The 20,788-nt window shown below is 70.3% G+C and carries 18 protein-coding genes and 1 pseudogene; 10 read left to right on the top strand and 9 right to left on the bottom strand.

Annotated elements, in window-relative coordinates:
• Window positions 1-12: 12 nt before the first annotated feature.
• Together OIE67_RS09455 and OIE67_RS09450 are read left to right on the top strand one after the other, a co-directional pair.
• A complete protein-coding gene (locus OIE67_RS09455; RefSeq protein WP_326638650.1) occupies window positions 13-1,059 on the top strand; it encodes a sulfite oxidase in 1,047 nt (348 codons plus the stop codon).
• 142 nt (window positions 1,060-1,201) lie between these two features.
• Entirely contained in the window at window positions 1,202-3,079 is a 1,878-nt protein-coding gene (locus tag OIE67_RS09450) for a wax ester/triacylglycerol synthase domain-containing protein (protein ID WP_326638648.1), read from the top strand.
• An 813-nt stretch (window positions 3,080-3,892) separates the two neighbouring features.
• Here the strand turns inward: OIE67_RS09450 and OIE67_RS09445 are convergent.
• Entirely contained in the window at window positions 3,893-4,327 is a 435-nt protein-coding gene (locus OIE67_RS09445) for a helix-turn-helix domain-containing protein (protein WP_106234611.1), read from the bottom strand.
• A 145-nt stretch (window positions 4,328-4,472) separates the two neighbouring features.
• On the opposite strand from OIE67_RS09445, the pseudogene OIE67_RS09440 reads away from it, so the two are divergent.
• Window positions 4,473-4,805: pseudogene (locus tag OIE67_RS09440) on the top strand (STAS domain-containing protein); the annotation flags it as partial.
• Between the two features lie 198 nt (window positions 4,806-5,003).
• Here the strand turns inward: OIE67_RS09440 and OIE67_RS09435 are convergent.
• Together OIE67_RS09435 and OIE67_RS09430 are read right to left on the bottom strand one after the other, a co-directional pair.
• Window positions 5,004-5,933, bottom strand: coding sequence for an aldo/keto reductase (locus tag OIE67_RS09435; RefSeq protein ID WP_326638645.1), 930 nt, complete (start codon window positions 5,931-5,933; stop codon window positions 5,004-5,006).
• Between the two features lie 147 nt (window positions 5,934-6,080).
• The gene (locus OIE67_RS09430; RefSeq protein ID WP_326645283.1) at window positions 6,081-7,094 is read right to left on the bottom strand and encodes a polyprenyl synthetase family protein; all 1,014 of its coding nucleotides are present in this window, start codon (window positions 7,092-7,094) and stop codon (window positions 6,081-6,083) included.
• A gap of 511 nt (window positions 7,095-7,605) precedes the next feature.
• On the opposite strand from OIE67_RS09430, the gene OIE67_RS09425 reads away from it, so the two are divergent.
• On the top strand, window positions 7,606-8,910 hold the full coding sequence (locus OIE67_RS09425; protein ID WP_326638643.1) for a cytochrome P450: 1,305 nt from the start codon (window positions 7,606-7,608) through the stop codon (window positions 8,908-8,910).
• On the top strand, window positions 8,907-10,475 hold the full coding sequence (locus tag OIE67_RS09420; protein ID WP_326638641.1) for a prenyltransferase/squalene oxidase repeat-containing protein: 1,569 nt from the start codon (window positions 8,907-8,909) through the stop codon (window positions 10,473-10,475). Before OIE67_RS09425 ends, OIE67_RS09420 begins: the two co-directional genes overlap by 4 nt.
• On the opposite strand, the gene OIE67_RS09415 is transcribed toward OIE67_RS09420, so the two are convergent.
• Window positions 10,463-11,413 carry a terpene synthase family protein gene (locus tag OIE67_RS09415; RefSeq protein ID WP_326638639.1) on the bottom strand — a complete coding sequence of 317 codons (951 nt, stop codon included), beginning with the start codon at window positions 11,411-11,413 and terminating at the stop codon, window positions 10,463-10,465. The genes OIE67_RS09420 and OIE67_RS09415 overlap by 13 nt on opposite strands.
• 278 nt (window positions 11,414-11,691) lie before the next feature.
• On the opposite strand from OIE67_RS09415, the gene OIE67_RS09410 reads away from it, so the two are divergent.
• From OIE67_RS09410 to OIE67_RS09395, 4 genes are read left to right on the top strand one after another with little or no spacing between them, the layout of a single operon-like run.
• The gene (locus OIE67_RS09410) at window positions 11,692-14,115 is read left to right on the top strand and encodes a sensor histidine kinase (protein ID WP_326638636.1); all 2,424 of its coding nucleotides are present in this window, start codon (window positions 11,692-11,694) and stop codon (window positions 14,113-14,115) included.
• On the top strand, window positions 14,112-14,531 hold the full coding sequence (locus tag OIE67_RS09405) for a roadblock/LC7 domain-containing protein (protein WP_326638634.1): 420 nt from the start codon (window positions 14,112-14,114) through the stop codon (window positions 14,529-14,531). Before OIE67_RS09410 ends, OIE67_RS09405 begins: the two co-directional genes overlap by 4 nt.
• On the top strand, window positions 14,528-14,905 hold the full coding sequence (locus OIE67_RS09400) for a DUF742 domain-containing protein (protein ID WP_326638632.1): 378 nt from the start codon (window positions 14,528-14,530) through the stop codon (window positions 14,903-14,905). Before OIE67_RS09405 ends, OIE67_RS09400 begins: the two co-directional genes overlap by 4 nt.
• The gene (locus tag OIE67_RS09395) at window positions 14,886-15,473 is read left to right on the top strand and encodes a GTP-binding protein (RefSeq protein ID WP_106234599.1); all 588 of its coding nucleotides are present in this window, start codon (window positions 14,886-14,888) and stop codon (window positions 15,471-15,473) included. The genes OIE67_RS09400 and OIE67_RS09395 overlap by 20 nt, the downstream gene beginning before the upstream one ends.
• 74 nt (window positions 15,474-15,547) lie before the next feature.
• Here the strand turns inward: OIE67_RS09395 and OIE67_RS09390 are convergent, their stop codons facing one another.
• From OIE67_RS09390 to OIE67_RS09380, 3 genes are all read right to left on the bottom strand, one after another.
• A complete protein-coding gene (locus OIE67_RS09390; protein WP_326638629.1) occupies window positions 15,548-16,378 on the bottom strand; it encodes a maleylpyruvate isomerase family mycothiol-dependent enzyme in 831 nt (276 codons plus the stop codon).
• A 26-nt stretch (window positions 16,379-16,404) separates the two neighbouring features.
• The gene (locus OIE67_RS09385; RefSeq protein WP_326638627.1) at window positions 16,405-17,442 is read right to left on the bottom strand and encodes a S66 family peptidase; all 1,038 of its coding nucleotides are present in this window, start codon (window positions 17,440-17,442) and stop codon (window positions 16,405-16,407) included.
• A 126-nt stretch (window positions 17,443-17,568) separates the two neighbouring features.
• Window positions 17,569-18,288, bottom strand: a complete 720-nt coding sequence (locus OIE67_RS09380) for a DUF6882 domain-containing protein (RefSeq protein ID WP_326638625.1) — start codon at window positions 18,286-18,288, stop codon at window positions 17,569-17,571.
• Between the two features lie 355 nt (window positions 18,289-18,643).
• On the opposite strand from OIE67_RS09380, the gene OIE67_RS09375 reads away from it, so the two are divergent.
• On the top strand, window positions 18,644-19,102 hold the full coding sequence (locus OIE67_RS09375; RefSeq protein ID WP_326638623.1) for a 2'-5' RNA ligase family protein: 459 nt from the start codon (window positions 18,644-18,646) through the stop codon (window positions 19,100-19,102).
• A gap of 174 nt (window positions 19,103-19,276) precedes the next feature.
• Here the strand turns inward: OIE67_RS09375 and OIE67_RS09370 are convergent, their stop codons facing one another.
• Together OIE67_RS09370 and OIE67_RS09365 are read right to left on the bottom strand one after the other, a co-directional pair.
• A complete protein-coding gene (locus OIE67_RS09370; protein ID WP_326638621.1) occupies window positions 19,277-19,891 on the bottom strand; it encodes a hypothetical protein in 615 nt (204 codons plus the stop codon).
• 94 nt (window positions 19,892-19,985) lie between these two features.
• On the bottom strand, window positions 19,986-20,720 hold the full coding sequence (locus tag OIE67_RS09365) for a TioE family transcriptional regulator (protein WP_326638619.1): 735 nt from the start codon (window positions 20,718-20,720) through the stop codon (window positions 19,986-19,988).
• Between the last annotated feature and the right edge of the window lie 68 nt (window positions 20,721-20,788).

Raw genomic sequence — 20,788 nt, 5'->3', positions numbered from 1 at the left:
GGTGATGCTCTCATGAAGCAAGCCACGGCGGCGATCGCCAAGCCGCTGCCCGACCACCTGTTCCGGGTGCACGGCAACAGCGCGGAGATGCGCTGGGAGTCCATGGCGGGGCTCGGGTACCACACCCCGAACGACCGCTTCTTCGTGCGCAATCACACCTTCACCCCGCTCATCGACGCCACCACCTGGCGGCTGAACGTCCATGGGGCGGGCGTGCGCCGGCCCCGTGAGTTCAGCTACGACGAGTTGCGGGCGATGCCGTCGCGCACGTACGACGTGGCGATCGAGTGCGCGGGCAACGGGCGGCGCTTCTACCGGACGCAGCAGCACGACGGAGCGCCCGGCACGCAGTGGGGGCTCGGGGCGATCGGGGTCGCGCGGTGGCGGGGCGTACCGCTGCGCCATCTCCTCAACGAGGTGGGCGTGCTGCCCGGCGCGGTCGACGTGCTGCCCACCGGACTCGACGCGCCGTTCGAGGACCACGGGCACGTACGCAGGCCGCTGCCCGTCGACAAGGCCATGGACGACGTGCTCGTCGCCTATGAGATGAACGGCGGACCGCTGCCGCCCGACCATGGATTTCCGGTGCGGCTGGTGGTGCCGGGATGGGTGGGAATAGCGTCGATAAAATGGCTCGGCGACATAGAAGTTTCAACAACAGAGCTCTTCACGCCATGGAACACGGTCTTTTACCGGGACGTCACCACACAGCCGGTGAAGAGCGCATTCGAGCTCGAATGGAATGCGCGCGTGCCCCTCGGGAGCCCGCGCGTCCTGCGCGGCCGCTCCTGGTCGGGACACGGCCGGATCGTCCGGGTGGAGGTCAGTCTCGACGGCGGACTGACCTGGCGCCAGGCGGAGCACCACGGACAACACCTGGTCAGCGCCTGGCTGCCCTGGCACATCGAATGGGCTCCGCAGCGCACGGGCACGCGGCTGCTCATGGCGCGCGCCACCGACGAGACGGGCGCCACCCAGCCCCTCACCATCCCGCGCCATCCGTTCGGCTATCACTTCGACGCCGTCGTCCAACATCCCATTCACGTCGTCAATGGATAGGAGATTGTCACCCATGCGGACTGAGCTGGCGATTCTCGAAAGGCAGGTTCGGCTCACCTGAATTCATCTGAAAGACTCGCGCAGAAACCTTTCGGAAATCCCCTCGTGTGAGGCTGCCCACACCAAGGGAAAAGGAGAGCCGATGCGCCAGCTGACCGCACTCGACGCCCAGTTCCTCAATGTCGAGACGACCACGACCGCCGCACACGTGGCCGGTCTCGCGCTGCTCGACTCGGCTGACGGCTCGGTCAACAGAGCCGCCCTGGCGGAGCTGCTGCTGGATCGCCTCCACCTCTCCCCTGCACTCAGCCTGCGCCTGGTGGAGGTGCCGCTGGGGCTCGACCATCCCTACTGGGCGGCCGATCCCGACTTCGACATCGCCAACCACCTCTTCGAAAGGGAGCTGCCCGAGCCTGGTGACGACTGGCAACTCGCCGAGACCGTGGCCCAGCTCCACGCCTGCCGTCTCGACCGTGCGCATCCGCTGTGGGAGATGCACCTGATCACCGGCCTGACCGGTGGAAAGGTAGCCGTCTACACCAAGGTGCACCACGCCGCCATCGACGGCGTCTCAGGCGCCGAAACCCTCGCCACCCTCCTCGACCTGACCCCCGACGGCCGCCTCACCCGCAGAGGCATCCCCCCGACAACAACCCCCACCACCACCAAACCCCCCACCGGCCCCCGTCCCACACCCCTCGCCACCGCACCCACCGAGACGGAAGACGCGTCCGACGGCTCGATGCCCAGCCCCACGCCCACCGAGACGGGGCACGCGGTCAGCAAGTCGAACCCCAGCTCCGCGCCCGCCACGGCCAACGGATCGAAGCCCAGCCCTACGCCCGCCAAGACAGAGCACGCGGCCGACAGATCGAAGCCCAGCCCTACGCCCGCCAAGACAGAGCACGCGGCCGACGGATCGATGCCTAGCCCTGCGCCCGCCGAGACGAAGGACGCGGGCGGCGGGCCGATGCTTAGCCCCACTCCCGCCGAAACCGAGCACGCGAGTGGCGGGGCGATGCCCGGCTCTCCGGCGCCGGATGACGATACGCCGGGGATGATCCGTATGCTGGCCGGAGCCGCCGTCCGTGGCGTGACCCATCCCGTACGCGCCCTCCAGTCGGCTGTCAGGGCGGCGGAGGACCTGGACGCCATCCCCGTGGTCGCGGGCCTGCCCGGCGCGAAGCTGATCGCCAAGGCCGCGCGAGTGGTGTCCGGCGACGGGCACCACCGTCCCGGCCTGCCCAGCCTCGCCGTCCCGCGGACCCCGTTCAACGGCCCCATCAGCGCCCGCCGCCACCTCTCCTTCGGCTCGCTGTCGCTCAAGGACGTCAAGAACGTCGCCAAGGCCAACGGCATCAGCGTCAACGACGTCGTCATGACGTTGTGCACGTCGGCCCTGCGCTCATGGCTGCGCGAACGGAACGCGCTGCCCGAGGCGCCGCTGATCGTGGCCGTCCCGGTGGCGGTACGGCGGGCCGAGGCGAAAGACCTGGTCGGCAACCAGATCTCCGCGATGGTGGCACCCCTGCCCACGAACGTCGCCGACGCCAGAGAGCGGTTGCAGGCCGTCGGAAACGCCATGAGTCAGGCCAAACGGCGATTCGCCCGGGCTCCGGCGACCTGGCTGAGCGAACTGTGCTCGATGCTGCCCGCCCCGGTCACCAGCCTGGCCACACCGGCGATCTTCCGGCTGGCCGGGATGGCGTTCCCGCCGATCAACCTCATCATCAGCAACGTCCCCGGCCCGCAGTTCCCGCTCTATCTGTGCGGCGGCCGGGTCCTGTCCTACTACCCGCTGTCGGTGCTGACCGACATGAGCGGCGGCCTCAACATCACCTGCTTCTCGTACGACGGCATGCTCGACTTCGGCATCGTGGCCTGCCCCGAACGCGTGGACGACGTGTGGAGCCTGCTGGCCCACCTGCGTACGGCGCTCGACGAACTCCTGGACGACCAAGTGGACGACGAGTTCCGCAACGGCGCCGAGGCCGACCTGGTAACCGGTCAACCGGCATAGGCCCAGGCGGTGATGCAGAACGACGGCACAGGATCGCGGTAGAACGCGGCGTCTGAGGCCACGGGCGGCCATCCGGCCGGCATCTGAGGTCACGGGCGACCATCCCCGCCGGCGTCCGAGGTCACGGGCGACCATCCCGGCCAACCTCCCGACCACCGCCACCTTCCAACCTGATGCCCATACCACCGAGCGTTCCCGCTGACGCCCCCGCCCACAGCGAACGCCACAACCGGGTTCGCGCTCTTCAGCTGAACGAGGCCAACCCTGCCCTGAAGGAGGCTCGCACTGTTCTGAGCGGCCTGCCCTGGGAGGGCCCGCACTGGAACCCCAGGGAAGGGCAAAAACTCGGGCGAGGGCGAGAGCGAGGGCGAGGGCGAGAGCGGGAGCGCGGGCGGGAGCGCGGGCGGGAGCGCGGGCGGGAGCGCGGGCGGGAGCGCGGGCGGGAGCGCGGGCGGGAGCTCGAGAAGAAGGCCGGACACCGGAGAAGAGCCGGATATCGGGACAGGACGTCGACGGAAGCGGAACCTCAGGCGACAGGGCGGGAGGTCGAACCAGGGCGGGATATCGGGGTCAATGGGAGAAGCCAGGCCCGACCGAGACGCCAGACCGGGCCAGACGCCAAGCCGAGCCAGACCCCAAGCCGAGCCAGACGGCAGGCCGCGCCCAGACGCCAAATCGGGCGCAGATACTAAGCCCGGCCGAGACGCCAGGCCAAGCCCGGACATCAAGTCCAGCCGAGACACCACGCCAGACCAGACACCAAAGCAGGACCGGGTTATCCGCCCGGACCGGGTTATCCGGCCAGGCGGCGGGTTAGTGTTCTGGGCCGGCTACCTGGTCGGCTACGCGGCCGATTCGGGCGAGGCGGGCCAGGGCTGGGCGGGAGAGGACTTCGCCGATGTCATGCAGGGCGATGATCAGCTCCTCCACCCCGTCGAGCGGCATGTCCGGCTCTCTGCTCAGCAGGATCCCCCGATAGTCCTCACGGGAGACGGCGCCGCCGGGCAGTTCGATGCCGTCGTCCTCGGCGCGGAACAGCACCTGGACCGAGGTGTCGAGGACCAGGGCGAGGGCGGTCAGCTCGGCCGCCGTGAAGGCCCGTTGCCCACGCTCGGCCTGGTGAACGGCCTGGCGGCTCCACGGTCTGTCCAGGTAACGGCCCAGCGCCTCCCCCAGCTCGGTCAGCGACATCCGGCGCTCCGCCCGCAGCCGTGCGAGCTGCCGCCCGATCGCCTCTTCTACCCGCATCCCCTCGTCCCTTCACGCCTGTCTGTCATTCTGCACGATGACACCGACAGCCGGTCATTGACGGAAGGGTGCTCGCGACAGTACTGTAAATCTACAGAGTTCCCCGTCAATGTAGTCAATGACACGACTGATGGTGAGGCGAGACATGCAGGACATCGTCATCGAGGTGGTCGGACCGGTCGGCGACTGCGCCGTGCTCAAGATCGCCGGCGAGGTCGACGTGTTCACTGCTCCCAAGCTGCGCGAGCAGGTGGTGGACCTGGCGGGTAAGGGCATCGTGCACCTCGTCGCCGATCTCAGCGCGGTGGAGTTCCTCGACTCGACCGGCCTCGGGGTTCTCGTCGGCGGCCTCAAGCGGCTGCGTACGCACGACGGGTCGCTGTCGCTCGTCATGACCACGGACCGCATCTCCCGCATCTTCAAGATCACCGGCCTCACGGCGGTGTTCGCCTCCCACAGCTCGGTGCAGGAGGCGATCGCGGCCGACGCGCACTGGACGCGGATCACCGAGCGCGAGGCAGGCAGCGTCGACGAGTGGTGCCGCCGACACAGCCTCGCCACCGCCTGACCTTCACGGCCGCCGGCCTGGCTCATCAACGCTGGTGACACCGGTTCGTCCACGTTCTCAACGCTCCAGATGGTGGCGGCAGGCGTTCGCCCGCGGCCGAGGCGAGTGTCAGGGGCGGGAGGCCTCGTCGAGGAGGGTGAGTTCCTCTTCGCTCAGCGTCTGTGCCGCCGCCTCCATCAGTGGTCGCAACTGCTCCACGTTGCGTGCGCTCGCGAGCGGTGTCGTGATCGTCGGCTGGGCGGCGAGCCAGGCCAGTGCCACCGAGGCCGGCGCGGCCCCGCGTTCCTGCGCGACCCGGGTGAGGGCCTGCAGCGTCCTGGGGCCGTGCTCGGTCTCCAGGTAGCGGGCCGCCGCTCCCGCTCGCGGGCTGTCCACGTCCGCGCCCGGCGTGTACTTGCCGGTCAGGAAGCCGCGGGCCAGCCCGGAGTACGGCGTGCTGGCCAGGCCCTCGGCGGTCACGACCTCACGCAGGTCGCCCTCGTAGGCGCGTTCGACCAGGTTGTACGGCTGCTGCAACGCCACATAGCGGGCCAGCCCCTCCTCGTCGGAGGTCTTGAGGGCCTCGGCCAGCCGTGGCGCGTCGTAGTTGGAGGCGCCCACGTAGCGCACCTTGCCCTCACGGATCAGCGTGTCGAACGTGGACAGCGTCTCCACCAGCGGCGTGTCACGGTCGTCCACGTGCGCCCAGTAGAGGTCGATGTAGTCGGTACGCAGCCGCCGCAGCGAGTCCTCGACCGCCGTTCTGATCGTGGCCGGCGCCAGCCCCTTGTGCCCCTCCAACATGCCGACCTTGGTGGCCAGCACGATGGAGTCGCGGTTGCGGCGCGCGGCCAGCCACTCACCGATGATCGTCTCGGAGGTGGACTCCCCCGTCGCCCAGTACGGGTAGACGTCCGCCGTGTCGAGGAAGTTGCCGCCACCTTCGACGTAGGCGTCGAGGACGGCGAACGAGGTCTCCTTGTCGGCGGTCCAGCCGAAGACATTGGTGCCGAGCGATATCGGGAAAACGGACAGACCGGTAGTGCCCAGTGATCTCATCCCGCCATTATCCGCACACCCTGCTGGAGAGACTCGAAGCGCCCCCGCTGATGTGGATACCTGGTCAGCGCGGTCGTCGCCGACGGCCTGTCCCTGGTGAACGTGGCACCCTTCCGGCCGGACCCGGACGGGGACTGGGACCGGGTGTCAGTTGACGCGGTGGACCAGGGAGTTGCACAGTGCGCGGAGTTCGGTGGCGGCCGGGAGGTGTTCGTCGATGACGCTCAGCGCGGTTTCCACGTACCGGTCGGCCAGGGCCTGGGACTTCTCCCGGCCTCCTGCCTCCTCCACGAGGTGGGCGGCGTGTCGTACGGACTCCTCGTCCGTCGTTCCGGCCGCCAGGAGGGCGGACAGTTCGCGGGCGGCGGAACCGCCGTCGGCGAGGGCGGCCAGGACGGGGAGCGTCTTCTTCTCGTGCCGCAGGTCGCTGTAAATGGGTTTGCCCGTCACGCGTGGGTCGCCCCAGATGCCGAGCATGTCGTCCACGATCTGGAAGGCCACCCCGAGGTCGCGGCCCATGGCCCACATGGGGTCGGCCAGTTCCGGCGCCCCACCGAGGGCGACGCCGGCGGCGGCCGCCGCGCCCAGCAGGCTGCCGGTCTTGCCCGCGGCCATCTCGGCGTACTCGTCGATGCCGACCTCGCCCGGCCCCTTCCACGGGCGGTTCTCGAACGCCATGTCGGCGCTCTGCCCCTGGACCAGCTCGATCAGGGCGGCGGACAGGTACGGCATCGCCTCCGGCCGGCCGGCCAGCTGGCTGACGGCCAGGGCCAGCAGCGCGTCACCGGTGAGCAGCGCCGGGCCCACGCCGTACGCCTTCCACAGGGCGGCGCGGTGCCTGCGCAGCTCGTCGCGGTCGATGATGTCGTCGTGCGCCAGGGAGAAGGCGTGCACCAGCTCCACCGCCACCGCGCCGGGCAGCGCTGACTCGGCGGGAGCGCCGACGGCCTCGGCGCTCAGCAGGGCGAGGGCGGGCCGCACCCCCTTGCCGCCGTCACCCCTGGATATCCCGTCGGTTCCGCTACCGGCTCCTCTGTCCGTTGTTCCCCCACCGGTTGCTCTATCGGCGCCACCGCCGACGCCCCCAAAGCCCCCGCCGACGCCGGCGCCGCTGTGCGGGCCGCCGTCCGTGTCGGACCAGCCCAAAGCGAACACGGCCATGCGCTCCCCCCAGGGGTCGAGCACCGAGACGGCGTCCCTGAGGGCCGGGTCGAGGAGGCCTCGAAAGCGGGCCAAAGTGGCCCCGCTCAACGGATGGCTGAGATTCAACTGGCGCTCCTACCCCGGGTACGATCTTGAATCTACATGCACAAGCATGTGATACTCCACCAGACGGTTGACTTTTGTCAGGAGATGTCCGTGATGTGAGACGGGCACCGTAAGCGATGGAGGGATCACAAGTGGCGTTCGGGGCTCCTGCGATCAGGGCGTCCGCAAAGGCGCCCGCTGAGCCGGCCACAGCCACTCGAGCCGCCCCGCGACTCGCACTTCCTCCCATCTGATCACACGCCGCCTCTCACCCATCAGACACGCAGGCAGCACGGACGCCGACGCCGCTCGGCTCTCGTGTGCCATCGCATCCGGATCGGGGATCACTGTCATGCCGCACGCCAAGGGAACCCGCACCACCAGACCTCATGTCGTTCCCACCCACCACGCCATACCCAGACTCGTGAGCGACCCGGTCACCGAGCTGGCCAGGATGGGCACCGACGCCGCCGGGCGGGTCGTCCGGCTCCACCTCGGGCCGTTCCGCCCGTACCTCATCTCGCATCCCGACCACGTGCAGCAGGTGCTCAAGACGGACTGGACCAACTTCGTCCGCGCGGGTGTGTTCTGGCGGCCGCTGCAGCGCCTGATCGGGCACAGCATCCTCGGCGAGGGCGAGAGCTGGGCGTCCGCGAGGAAGATCCTCCAGCCGCTCTTCACCGCCCGCTACACCGCCTCGCTGGCCGAGGACATGGCCGACACCATCGCCGCGCGCATCTCCGAGCTGGACGACTTCTCGCGTACGGGGCGACCGATCGACCTTGAGCACCAGATGACCTCGATCGTCAACGAGACCGTGATCAAGGTGCTGTTCGGCGGCCGGATCTCCCGTGACACCGCGGAACGGCTGGCGCCCGAGTTCGCCACGTGCGCGACCTCGATCGGCTTCCGCATGCTGCTCCCCTTCGCCCCGTACTCGATCAGAGTTCCCGGCGACCGCGCCTTCCTGCGGTCGGCGAAGAAGATCGACGAGATCGTCTACCCCCTCATCGAGCAGGCGCGGCACGAGAAGGCCCGGAGCAAGGAGGTCGTCTCGGCGCTGCTCGCGGCCAGGCTGGAGAAGGAGGGCGAGGCGGACCTGCGGCAGGTGCGCGACGACCTGGTGAACATCTACGGCGCCGCCTCCGAGACCACGGCCATGTCGCTCATCTGGCTGTGGCAGGTGCTGCACGACCACCCCGGCGTGCGCGACCGGCTGCAGGAGGAGGTCGACCGGGTGGTGGGCGGCGATCCGGTACGTCCTTCGCACGTCGCCCGGATGCCCTACCTCCGCATGGTGCTCCAGGAACTGCTGCGGGTCTATCCGAACGCCTGGGTCGTCCCGCGCCAGACGGTGGCGGACACGGAGATCGGCGGCGTGCCGATCAAGGCGGGCTCGCAGGTGCTGATCAGCCCGTACACGACCCACCGGCTGGAGGAGTTCTGGCCCCGGCCGCTGGAGTTCGACCCGGAGCGGTGGGCCGACGAGAAGGCCGCGCTGGCGCACCGCTACGCGTTCGTGCCGTTCGGCGTGGGCCCGCACGTCTGCCTCGGCCAGCACCTGTTCTACATCGAGGCGTCCCTGGTGATCGCGAACGTGATGAGCAGGTTCCGGCCGGTCGTGGCCAACCCGCAGCAACTGAAGCCCGTACCCGGGGGAGCCACCCTGAGACCCAAACAGAAGCTGTTCCTCCAGCTGCACCCGGCCGGACGGACGCGTGCCGCGTGAGCATCGGCGAAGCCGCGGACACCACCGCGGGAACGGACATCACCGCGGAAGCGGGCGAACTGGTCACGAGCCTCATGCTGCGGCCGTGGGGCCAGGTCTCGACCTCGGTCTACGAGACCGGCCGGCTCGTGTCCCTGGCCCCCTGGCTGACCGGGCACCGGGAACGCATCGACTACCTGATCCGCACGCAACGGCAGGACGGCGCCTGGGGCGCGCCCGACGGCTACGGCGTCGTGCCGACCCTGAGCGCCACCGAGGGCATCCTGGCGGCGCTGACGCGCGGAGACCCGGACACCGATCGCGCGAGACTGGCCGGCGCGGCGGAACGCGGCCTTCGGGTGCTCACCACCTGGCTGAGCGGCCCGCTCGACCTGCCCGACATGCCGGCGATCGAGCACATCGTCCCCTCGTTGGTGGCCCGGATCAACCAGCGCGTCGAGGACTTACCCGGTCAGGCGCCGATCCCGCTGCCCGCGGCCATGAGCTATGACGCCCTCCACATCGTCAGGTCGCGGGTCAGGTCCGGCATGGAGGTGCCGGAGAAGCTGCTGCACGCCCTGGAGATCGCCTCCGACGCCGCCGCCGGAGCGCCCGGCATCCGGCCCACGCCGATCGGCAGCGTCGGCGCCTCGCCCGCGGCGACCGCCGCCTGGCTGGGTGAACACGGGGAACGCGGGGAACGCGACGCGCATGATCCGGCCCGCGGGCACCTGGAGGCGGTGGTCCGGCTGTACGGAGGGCCCGTTCCCGTGGGGCTGCCCATCACCGTGTTCGAGCGCGGCTGGGTGCTGAGCTGGCTGCTGCGCGCGGGCGTGGACATCGAGGTGCCGCCGGAGATGGTGGCCGACATCAGGACGGCGATCGGCCCGGCCGGCACGCCCGCCGGTCCCGGGCTGCCCGCAGACGCCGACACGACGTCCGTGGCGCTGTACGCGCTGGCGCTGCTGGACGCGCCGTACGAGCCGGACAGCCTGTGGGGGTTCCGCGCCGGCACGCACTTCTCCACCTGGCCCGGCGAGCAGGGCGTCTCGGTCAGTGTGAACGCGCACATCCTGGACGCCTTCGGCGAGTACGTCCGCCGCGTGCCCGCCGCCGCGCCGCGTTACGACGAGGCCGTCGCCGAGCTGGCCGGATGGATCCGCGACCGTCAGCAGCCGGACGGGAGCTGGACGGACCGGTGGCACGCCTCCCCGTACTACGCCACCGTGAGCTGCGCGCTGGCGCTGGACGCCTTCGGCGGGGAATCCGCGCGGGACGCGGTGCGCGCGGCGGCCGAGTGGACGCTGCGGACCCAGCGGCAGGACGGCTCGTGGGGCCGCTGGGAGGGCACGGCGGAGGAGACCGCGTACGCGATCCAGATCCTGCTGCTGACCACGGGACACGACGACCCGCGGCGGCTGGAGGCGGCGGAGCGGGGTCACGCGCACGTGGCCGGCCGGGCCGGCGGCGACCATCCGCCGCTCTGGCACGACAAGGACCTGTACGTGCCCACCGCCGTGGCCCGCGCCGCGGTGATCGCGTCGTCGTACCTCGTCCGGCGGGCACGGGCGGTTCAGCCGCGATGAGCGTCCGCATCCGCGGCGAGGTCACGGACGGTGTACGCGTGCGTGTCCCTGGCCATGTACCAGCCGCCGCTGAAGAACACGCACCTGCGCTGCCCGTCGGCGACCCACTCCAGGCCGGCGGGCAGGCCGGTGAGCGCCCGGGTGAAGTCCGCGTTGAGCTCGCGGATGTGCGCCGACACCTGCTCGACGGCCGCCTCGGTACGCAGGCCCGCGCGTTCGAGGATGAGGACCGCGTTCGGCTTGCCCTCGCTCCGCTCCCGCTGGAACGTCCTGACGTCGTTGGCCAGCCGCAGGCAGGCGGCCCCGAGCTCGGTGACCTGCCCGACGGACTCCCAGACGGCGGCGTCCGCGGGGCTCGGGCCGCAGATCCCGAGCGCCGCCAGCCACCACGTGTGGTAGAGGAACGTGACGGTGGCGTTGGGCAGGTACTCCTCATAGGTGGGCCACGGCTCGCCGCCGGTCGCCCAGACGCGTTCCTGCGCCATGGCGGCGCCGGTGAGCTCCAGCTGCTCCGCCAGGAGCGGCGCGTACGCGGCGGCGGCGCCGTACCCGCGGAAGCGGTCGCACCACGTCTGCCAGGCGTGCAGGGCCTGATCCATGGGCCGGGTCCCCGGCCCCGCCTCGATCCGCTCACCGGCCAGGACGGAGGACAGCCGCCGGAAAAGGGCCGTGACGTCCCGGTCGGTCCACTCCCCCGCGACGTTGTCGGTGATGTCGTCGACGCCGAACAGGATCGTGCTCAGGGCGCCGAGGTCGGCCGTCTGCTCGCGCCGCGCCCCCGGGAACGTGGCCGCGGCCGACAGGCAGCTGAAGGCCAGCCGGCTGCCGGCGCTGTCTCCGTCTGCGAAAAGGACGGTGTACGGGCTCAGCAGGCGGGCCACGTCAGGGGCCGAGTCGAGCGCTGTTCGCAGGATGCCGCCACGGTCCTCCGGTGGCACGCCGGCCAGTTGATGTGACTGCCGAAGGAGCTGGTCAGCGAGGTCATTGTGGATGCGGAAATAAACGGAGGCAGCGTCGGTCACTTGCCGACAATATCGTTTCTGACCCATTTTGGGGGGAATTTGACTATATTGTGTCAATAGCCGGACAAGTGTGATTACTGTTGCTTGAGAGGCGCTTTGCCGGTGCGCTAGAGTCCCTTGATCGATATGATGGCCACCGTCACCGCACGTCAGGTGACTGGCGTACAACATGTGACTTTCACCGGGTGGATATAATGCGCTTCCGCAAGACGCGGCTGCGGACCAAGATCACGGCCATGCTGCTCTCCCTGGCGGCCTTGTGGGTCTTCGCCGCGTGGGTCACCCTCCGTGAGGGAGTCAACCTCCTCTGGGTCTCCCAACTCGACAGCGCTGTGTCGGCCCCGAGCGACCCATTGCTCTTCGCGCTGCAAAAAGAGCGCCGGATTTCGATGGTGAGACTGAGCGAGAAGACCGCCCAATCTCGCAAAGAACTGGAAACTCAGCGTAAGCAGACCGACCGTTTCCACGCGGCCTTCCGCGAGTCGGCAGCTTCCAGCGTGGTGGACCTGGCTCTGGACGACCAGGGCGACGAGCGGCTCGCCGAGATGCTCAAGCGGCTGGAATCACTGAAGGACGTCCGCAAGGGCATCGACGCCGGCCGGTTCGACCAGACGCGCACGTCCGACGCCTACGCCGACGTCATCGACCCCATCTACGGCCTCTACGGCTCGCTGGCGACGCTCGACGACAAGGAACTGGCCAAGGACGTCCGCTCGCTGCTCGCCCTTAGCCGCGCCAGAGAGCTGCTGACCAGGGAGGACGCGCTGCTGGCCGGCGCGCTCGCCGACGGGCGGCTGACCCCCGACACCCTGGCCGGCTTCTCCCAGGCGGTGGGCTCCTGGCGGATCACCGCCGAACAGGCCGCGACCGACCTGCCCGACTTCGACCGGGCCGCCTACGACAAGCTGATCAAGGGGCAGTCCGCCGTCCGGCTGCAGGGCCTGGAGAAGCGGGTCATGGCCTACGACCAGAGCGCCCTGAGCCTGCCGTTCACCGCCGCGGAGTGGAGGTCGGCCACCGAGCGCTTCCTGACCGACTTCAACACGATGGTGCTCGACGCCGGTGACCGCGTGGTCGACCGGACGGTGCCGGTCGCCGTCAACGTGATCGTCCGGCTGGTCCTGGCCGGCGGCCTCGGCCTGCTCGCGGTCATCGCCTCGATCATGCTCTCCATCACCACGGCCCGCTCCCTGTTCGCCCAGCTGCAGAAGCTGCGCGACGCCGCCCACGAGCTGTCCGACGACCGCCTGCCCGGCATCGTCGAGCGCATCGGCCAGGGCGAGGAGGTCGACGTCGCCAAGGAGGCGCCCGCGCTCGACTTCGGTGACGACGAGATCGGCCAGGTGGGCCAGGCGTTCAACACGGTCCAGCGCACCGCCATCGGCGTCGCCGCCGAGCAGGCCGAGCTGCGCCGCAGCATCCGCGACATCCTGCTCAGCCTGGCCCGCAGGACGCAGGGCCTGGTGCACCGCCAGCTGACCGTCCTCGACGTGATGGAGCGCCGCGAGACCGACCCCGAGGAGCTGAAGGAGCTCTTCCGGCTCGACCACCTCGCCATCCGGATGCGGCGCAACGCGGAGAACCTCATCGTCCTGTCCGGCTCCGCGCCCGCCCGTACGTGGCGGCGCTCGGTCCCGATGGTGGACGTGGTCCGCGGCGCGCTGGCCGAGGTCGAGGACTACACCCGGGTCTCGCTCATGCCGATGGGCGACGTGGTGCTCGTCGGCCGGGCCGTCGGTGACGTCATCCACCTGCTCGCCGAGCTGATCGAGAACGCCGTGTCGTTCTCGCCTCCTTACACGAACGTGCAGGTCAGCGGGCAGCTCGTGGCCAACGGGTACGTGATCGAGATCGAGGACCGCGGCCTCGGCATGAAGCCCGAGGACCTCGAGGCCGCCAACGAGCGCATCGCGGACCCGCCCGAGTTCCGCATCACCGGCACCGCCCGGCTCGGGCTCTACGTGGTCAGCCAGCTCGCCAGGCGGCACGAGATCCAGGTCGTGCTGAAGTCGTCCCCGTACGGTGGCACGACAGTCGTCGTCCTGCTGCCGCAGGAGCTCGTCCAGCTCGACCCCACGCCCGAGCCGCACGACGGCGAAGGGCGCGACCGGCTGCCGCGCAGGCAGCCGGCGGTGGCGGCGGCGAGCCGGCCGGCCTCGGCCGAGAACGTGCGCACGCTCAAGCCCGGCCGGCCCACGGCCGTCCCGCGTCCCGCGGCCACGCCGGAGAACGGGCCCGGGACCAGGCCCTCGACCAGGCCGGAGCCCCGGCCGGTGTCGCGTCCCACCCCCGTGCCCGACCCGGAGCCGGCCCCGGCCCCCGCGCCCGCCGGCACCCCCGCACCCGCCCCAGAAACGGCGACCGAGAAGCCGGCCGACCCGGAGCAGCAACCTGTGGCCGAGTTCACCCCATCGGGGCTACCGTTGCGCGTGCCCCAGGCCAACCTGGCGCCAGCGCTGCGTGACGACACACCCACGCAGCCCGACCTCGAGGAGGACGATGACGAGCGCTCGCCGGAGGAGATCCGCGCGATGATGGGATCTCTGCAGTCAGGCACCCGTCTCGGCCGCACCCGCGCGGCCGAGATGATGGACGAGCAGCCCGGAGGTGAAGCATGACCCCGTCGACGGGAACCGACCTCAACTGGCTGCTCGACGACCTGGTCGGCCGGATCAAGGAGACCGAGCACGCCATCGTGCTGTCGTCGGACGGGCTGCTCATGGCCTCCTCGGCCGACCTGCAACGGACCGACGGCGAGCACCTGTCCGCCGTGGCCTCCGGGCTGCAGAGCCTGGCCAAGGGAGTCTCCGACCACATCTCCGGCGGCGAGGTGCGGCAGACGGTCGTCGAGTGGAAGAACCAGTTCCTCATCGTGACCACCGCGGGCGAGCGGGCCTGCCTGGCCGTGCTGTGCGCGCAGAACGCCGACATCGGGCTGGTCGCGTACGAGATGGCGATGCTGGTGGCCCGGGTGGGCCAATACCTGACCTCGGGGGCCCGCAACGCCGAGGCCATCGCCAGGAGCGACCGGTGAGAGGCGCCGACGATCCCACGGACGAGCACTGGGTGGATCCGGAGATCATCCGGCCCTATGTCGTCACGCGCGGCCGTACCCAGCCTGCCCACGGCAGGTTCGACCTGATCTCCATGGCGCTGGCGGTGGGCCCTCCCCCCGGGCCCGACGCGGGGCTCGATCCGGAGCACCTGCGGATCATCCAGCTCTGCCGCGAGCCCAAGTCCGTCGCCGAGATAGCCGCCTACCTGGACCTGCCGGCCGGCACGATCCGGGTGCTGCTCGGCGACCTGTTCGACCGTGAACTCGTCTCCGCGCAGGAACCACGATCCGAGGTGGACATGCACGACATGAAGATGTACAGGGCGGTGCTCGATGGTCTTCGCTCGCTCTGAGCGTCCGCGCCTGCCGACGGCGATCAAGATCCTGGTCGCGGGCGGGTTCGGCGCGGGCAAGACGACCATGGTGGGCGCCGTCTCCGAGACCCGGCCGCTGCGCACCGAGGAGGTGCTGACCGACCGCGGCATCGGCGTGGACGACCTCACGTCCGTCGAGGCCAAGCGGACCACCACCGTGGCGATGGACTTCGGCCGCATCACGCTGGGCAGCGACTACGTCCTGTACCTGTTCGGCACGCCCGGGCAGGAACGCTTCTGGTTCGTGTGGGACGAGCTGGCCGAGGGCTCCCTGGGCGCGGTCATCCTGGCCGACACCCGGCGGCTGGCCGACTGCTTCCCGTCGGTCGACTACTTCGAGCGGCGCGGGACGCCGTTCGTGGTGGCGGTCAACTGCTTCGAGGGGGCGCCGACGTTCGAGCTGGACGAGGTGCGCCTGGCGCTGCAGCTCAACCCGTCCGTTCCGATCATCATGTGTGACGCGAGGAAGCGCGAGTCGAGCCGTGAGGTGCTGATCGCGCTGGTCAAGCACTCGGCGCGGCTGCGCGCCGAACCGGTCGGCAGCTGACCGCCCAGAGGTCTGGGAGCGCTCGGCGAAGGCTCCCAGATCTCTTTCGTACGGGCCGCGACGCGGACCGAAGGTCAGGCGATGACGGCGAGCAGTGCCGTCATCGCGGCGGTGAGCTCGGGGTCGCCGCTCGACGTGGAGCGCTCGCGCGCCTCCGCCACGGTGATGCCCCTGCTCGCCAGCCGCCAGAACACGTCCTGGTCCATCGAGACCCGCGCGGCCGGCTCGCCCGCGGCCTCCGCCAGGCGCCAGCGGCCGTCGCGCCGTACCGCGCTCCACCGTCCACCGGCCGGCCCGAGCACCTCCAGCTCGGCCGACGTCCCCTCGGTCCGCTCGATCGTGCGCAGGGTGTGCGGCAGAGCTCGGGCGAAGAGGTACGGCACCGGCGCCATGAGCTCCGGCTGGGTGGCTCCCGGCATGGCCACGGCGTCGCGGATCTGCTGCTGGTGGACCCAGAACTCGGTGTACTCGCGGCCGATGTCGAGCCACGCGGGACTGTCGACGTCGGTGGCCGCCCAGGACACGTTCAGACCGGCCGGCGCCTCCAGGTCGTGCGCCGCCCAGACGGCGTCGAGCCGCGGCCCGAGGTGCTCCAGCAGCTCGATCAGCACCCGCGGGCTGAGCTGGCGGGTGGCCGCGACGAACTCCCCGTTGGTGCGCGCGAGGTAGGCGGGCAGTGTCTCGTCGTCGGCGAAGATGGCGCCCGGGTAGCCGTCGCGGCTGCCCGACAGGCGCCGCAGGTAGTCGTTGAGCACGTGTCCGGCGATGTCGTGCACGTCCCAGCCCGGGCAGATCGTCTCCTTCGACCAGTCCCCCGGGCCGAGGGCGCGCAGCAGGTCGAGCAGGGCCTGTCGTTCGCGCGGGAACAGGGGGCGGACGTCGATGGCGGGACCGAAGATCGTCATTTCGCAGGTTCTCCCGGGTGACGGTGCTAGTAACGCACGGTGATGCGGCCGGCTGGGGCGTCGACGGCGACGACGCCGCCGTACGGGATGACCAGCTGCGGATCCGTGTGCCCGATGTCCACCTGGAAAACGAGCGGAATGTCCGGGTTGTACTCGGTGAACGCCTTGAGCACGGCCTCCTGCTGGGCGGCGGTGTACGCGGCCTTGCGCTCGGGCGTGAGCCGGTTGTCCAGCGACCACGCCTTGGGGCGGCCGACGATGGCGGCGCCGAAGCGCTGGAGCAGGCCGCGCTCGCCCATGGCCATGAGCACGCGGTAGACGTACGCGGCGTCGGGAAGCTCCTCGGAGGTCTCCAGGAACAGCACGCAGCCGTCGTACGTGGCGGGCTGCCTGATGTGGGTGCCGACGCGCAGGTTCAGGTCGACGATCTCCAGGCAGCCGCCCCACGAAGGGCCGGTCACCGCGCGGCTCGGGCCGTGCCACCGCCAGCCGCCCCCGGGGAACGGCTCGGGCTCGCTCGCCAGCGTCGCCGGGTCGCCCCAGTCGCGGTCGACGTCGCTGTAGGCCGGCGCGGGACGCAGTTCGTACTCGTCGTGCGTGAACAGCGCGGCCCGCAGGGCCTCGGCGGTCTGCGCCTCCATCGCGCCGCCGCGGCCGAAGGCGGTCATGATCGCGCCGCCGTAGTAGGAGACGACGCCGAGGTTCCACAGGTAGTTGCACAGGTTGGTGTTGTCGCTGAGGCCGAAGAACGGCTTCGGGTTCGCGCGCAGGACGTCGGGGTCGAGGTGACGCAGCACCTTGACCTGGTCCTCGCCGCCGATGGAGGTCAGCACGGCCTTGATCGACGGATCGGCGAAGGCCGCGTTGACGTCGGCGGCACGGGCGGCCGGGGACGCGCCGAGCACGCGGGTGGTCGGGTATTCGACCGGGACCAGCCCGAACTCCTTCTCCAGGCGGGACAGGCCCAGCTCGTACGGGGCGGGGAAGATGGCGGGAAGCCCGGCGGCCGGTGACAGGATGGCGACTCTGTCACCGGGCTGCGGCTTGTCAGGGTAGGCCGGCATGCGGAGCAAGTTACCCGAGCCCTCTGACACCGGCCACGGCTTTTCTGCCCGGGGGTGTCAGAGCGGCGCTGCCGCCGGGACCGGACTTGCCGGCGTCAGACGGCGTCGATGCCGGAGGGCCCGGGCTCAGCCGCCGTTCGCGGACGACAGATTGGCGTTGATGTGGGCGATCCGCCCCAGCCCGTCGAAGTCCACCACCGCCGAAAGGCCGGGCCCGGAGAGCGTGGCCTGGTCACCGTCGAACTTCACACCGAGGCCCCGGTGTTTGGCGTAGCTGTACACCACCCGCCGGTGGTCCGACAGGCGCAGGCCGGCGAGCGCCTGCTGCATGACCCGCATGACGCGGACCGAATCGATCGGCGGCAGGTGGAAGTCGGGGTGCTCCACCAGGAAGGCCGCGCGCGTGCCGCCGCCCGCGTCGCCGTTGTACGAGGTCCAGAGGCCGGTCACCGCCTTGGCCGCCTCGGTCATCAGCCCGGCGACGAGATGCGGCTCCGTGGGCGAACCCGGCAGCGCGCTGAACGGGACCTCCGCCGAGGCCAGCTCCTGGATGCCGTGCTGGAGACCGAAGTCGCGCAACCTCGCGGCCGTCGCCGCCACCTCGGCCGGGAAGCCGGACGGGTTCGCCCAGGCCCACAACCACGAGGCCGGGCCGGGGGCGGCGCTGCCGAGCAGGTGGAAGGCGGTGCACGTGCGCGGCTGCGCGCCGGTGAACTCGAAACGCCGCGCCTGGAGGTCCACATGCCAGCTGTGCTCGGCGAGGACTTCTTCCAGGTGTAGCTGGTGTTCCAGGGAGATCAGGGCGGCGTCGTCGAGAAGGTTGGTGAAAGTCAGCGAATTCTGCACCCCCGGCACACTATTAGGTCACGTCCGAATCCAATGCCGTCTTTCGTGAAATATCCGGATTGGATGGAGTTCGGGCGGTCCCTGACCCGCGCGGTTCGAGCTTGCGCGGGAACCTGATGACGAGCGCCGAGGAAATGCGATAGACGCTGGTGGCGACAGCGACAGCGACAGCGACAGCGACAGCGACAGCGACAGCGACAGCGACAGCGACGGGCGCGCGGATGCGGGTGCGAGTTGAGGAGGAGCGATGGTGGAACGGCGTGGCGCGGGCGAGAGGGCGAGGGCTGGGGGACGGACTGCGGCGGGTGACAGTGAGCGGGTGATGGCGTACCGGGCTGGGGATACGGCGCTCGTGGTGACGGTGCCAGAGGCGGAGTCGCTGGTGGGGCGGTGGCGGGAGCGTGAGGACGGCATCCCGGCGCATGTGACGGTGCTGGTGCCGTTCCTGCCCATCAGCCGGATCGACGACACCGTACGGGCTGAGTTGCGAGCGCTGTTCCAGCAGCATCCCGCTGTGGATGTCGGCTTTCGCCGGGTCGGACGCTTTCCCGAGGTGGTCTACCTGGCGCCGGAACCCGCCGAGGCGTTCGTACGGCTGACGGAGTCGGTCGTGGCGCGCTGGCCGGAGACGCCTCCGTACGGCGGGGCACACGACACGATCATCCCGCACCTCACACTTGGGCGCGCCGACGTGGTGGAGGAGTCGGCCCTGGACGGCGAGCTGCCGCTGACATCCCGAGCCCGGGCCGTGACGCTGCTGGTCTGTGTGGACGGCGAGCGCTGGACCGAGAGCGAGACGTTCCCACTCACCTGACTCCAGCTCCCAGGGCGACCGCGGATCAGGCTGTGCGCGTCACGCTCGCCGCCGCGCACGCCGGCGTCCTGCGGCCGGCGCGCGATGGCGAGCCGGCTACCGGATGAGGCCCCTGGGGCAGCAGCGCGCCGCAAGGGCATCGCGTACTCGTCGGCTGGTGCGGTGCGGAGATGCTCAGACGAAGTCGCGCCAGAACGGCACCGTAGCTTGAGGGGCCCAGCTCTCGGGGTGCTCGGGTCTGGGTTCTTCGAACTCTTGGGTGATGTAGTCGAGCAGGTCGGCGCCGTAGTAGATGATGTCGCTGCCCCACATCGACAGCACCGGGTGGCCGAAGGTGCCGTGTCCTGCGGGCAGGAACCTGTGCCCATAGACGGGAACCATTCTCGGCACGCCGTCCAGCTGCGACCGTGCCAGGTCCACGGCCGCTTCGCTGGAATCCGGCCGCTCGCCCCAGGCGGGTTGCCAGTACCCATGCTGGACGTCCTGGAGCAGGCAGCCGATCAGCCGATCGAGGTGCCGGCGGAGTTCGCCGGGATCGCCGTTGCGCCAATCCGGCCACGGCCTTTCCCACGCATGGTAGGTGCCTGGTTCCTCTTCCCGTGGTTCGTGAACCGGCAGTCCGGCGGCGAGGAAGGCCCGATGGTCGTCGGCGAACTCGAAGCCGTACTCGCGCTCGATGCGGGTGAATTCGGCGTCTGTCAGCCCTTCCTCCATCTGACAACAGGCGAGCTGCGCCAGCCGCCGCGCAGCCTGTGTACCCAGCCGGAAACCCACCTCATTGATCACCATGAAACCGTAGCGCCTCAGCTTTTGGCGCCGGGGCGATCGATTGTTTCGGCTGCTGGCTGGCCTTGACGCCCCGGCCTACTCTGGTCCGTCCTCGCTACTCCGGTTCGCTTCGGTCGGCTGCCGGGGTGCGGGCGATCAGGTAGGTGTGTAGTTCGGCGGCGGCGTGCAGCATCGCGCGGCCGCGGGACGACAGGCGGGCGTGCCAGTCGTTCAACGCGCTTTCCAGGGGCGCGAGGCCGCCCGCCGCGCGGACCTGGGTGAGCAGCAGGGCGATCTGTTCCAGCGGGTATCCGCCCCTCCTGAGCTGGTGCGCGAGCTGCGCGTCCCGGACGTCGGCGGCGGAGTAGACGCGGTATCCGGTCTGCGGGTCGCGGCGGGGGGTGACCAGCCCGGCACGTTCCCACTTGCGCAGGGTCGCGGGCCGGATGCCGAGGCGGACGGCCAGCGGGCCGATGAACGTACCGGTGGGGTGGGCGGTCGGTGTGGGGTCCGGTGGTTCGAGGGCACGCAGGGCCTGTTCGACGGCTCGGAGGGTGCGGCGGTCGTCGAGCAGCTGGGTGTGGCTCTCGTCGATCAGTCGCAGCGCCTCGTCCTCCGCGTCCCGGTGCACGGCGCACATGATCGACGTGGCGGTCCTGTGTCCGTGGGCGGGCACCAGGGCGAGGAACGCGCCCAGGGCCCGGGCGTGCAGGCGGGTGTAGGTGCGGTAGCCGTACTCGGTGCGGGCGGCGGGCGGGAGGATGCCCGCTTCCTCGTAGTTGCGGACCGCCTGTGTCGACAGGCCGTGCTCACGCGCCAGATCCACCGGCCGGAGTCGCGCACCGGGCATCGAGCGCCTTTCCGTGTTGACGGGTTGCTCAGATTATCCAATTCGCGGTTGCTCGGTTGCCTGGTCCC

This window comes from Nonomuraea fuscirosea (genome assembly GCF_035917475.1).
GTDB lineage: Bacteria > Actinomycetota > Actinomycetes > Streptosporangiales > Streptosporangiaceae > Nonomuraea > Nonomuraea fuscirosea.
This window is presented reverse-complemented; position numbering and strand designations above follow the sequence as displayed.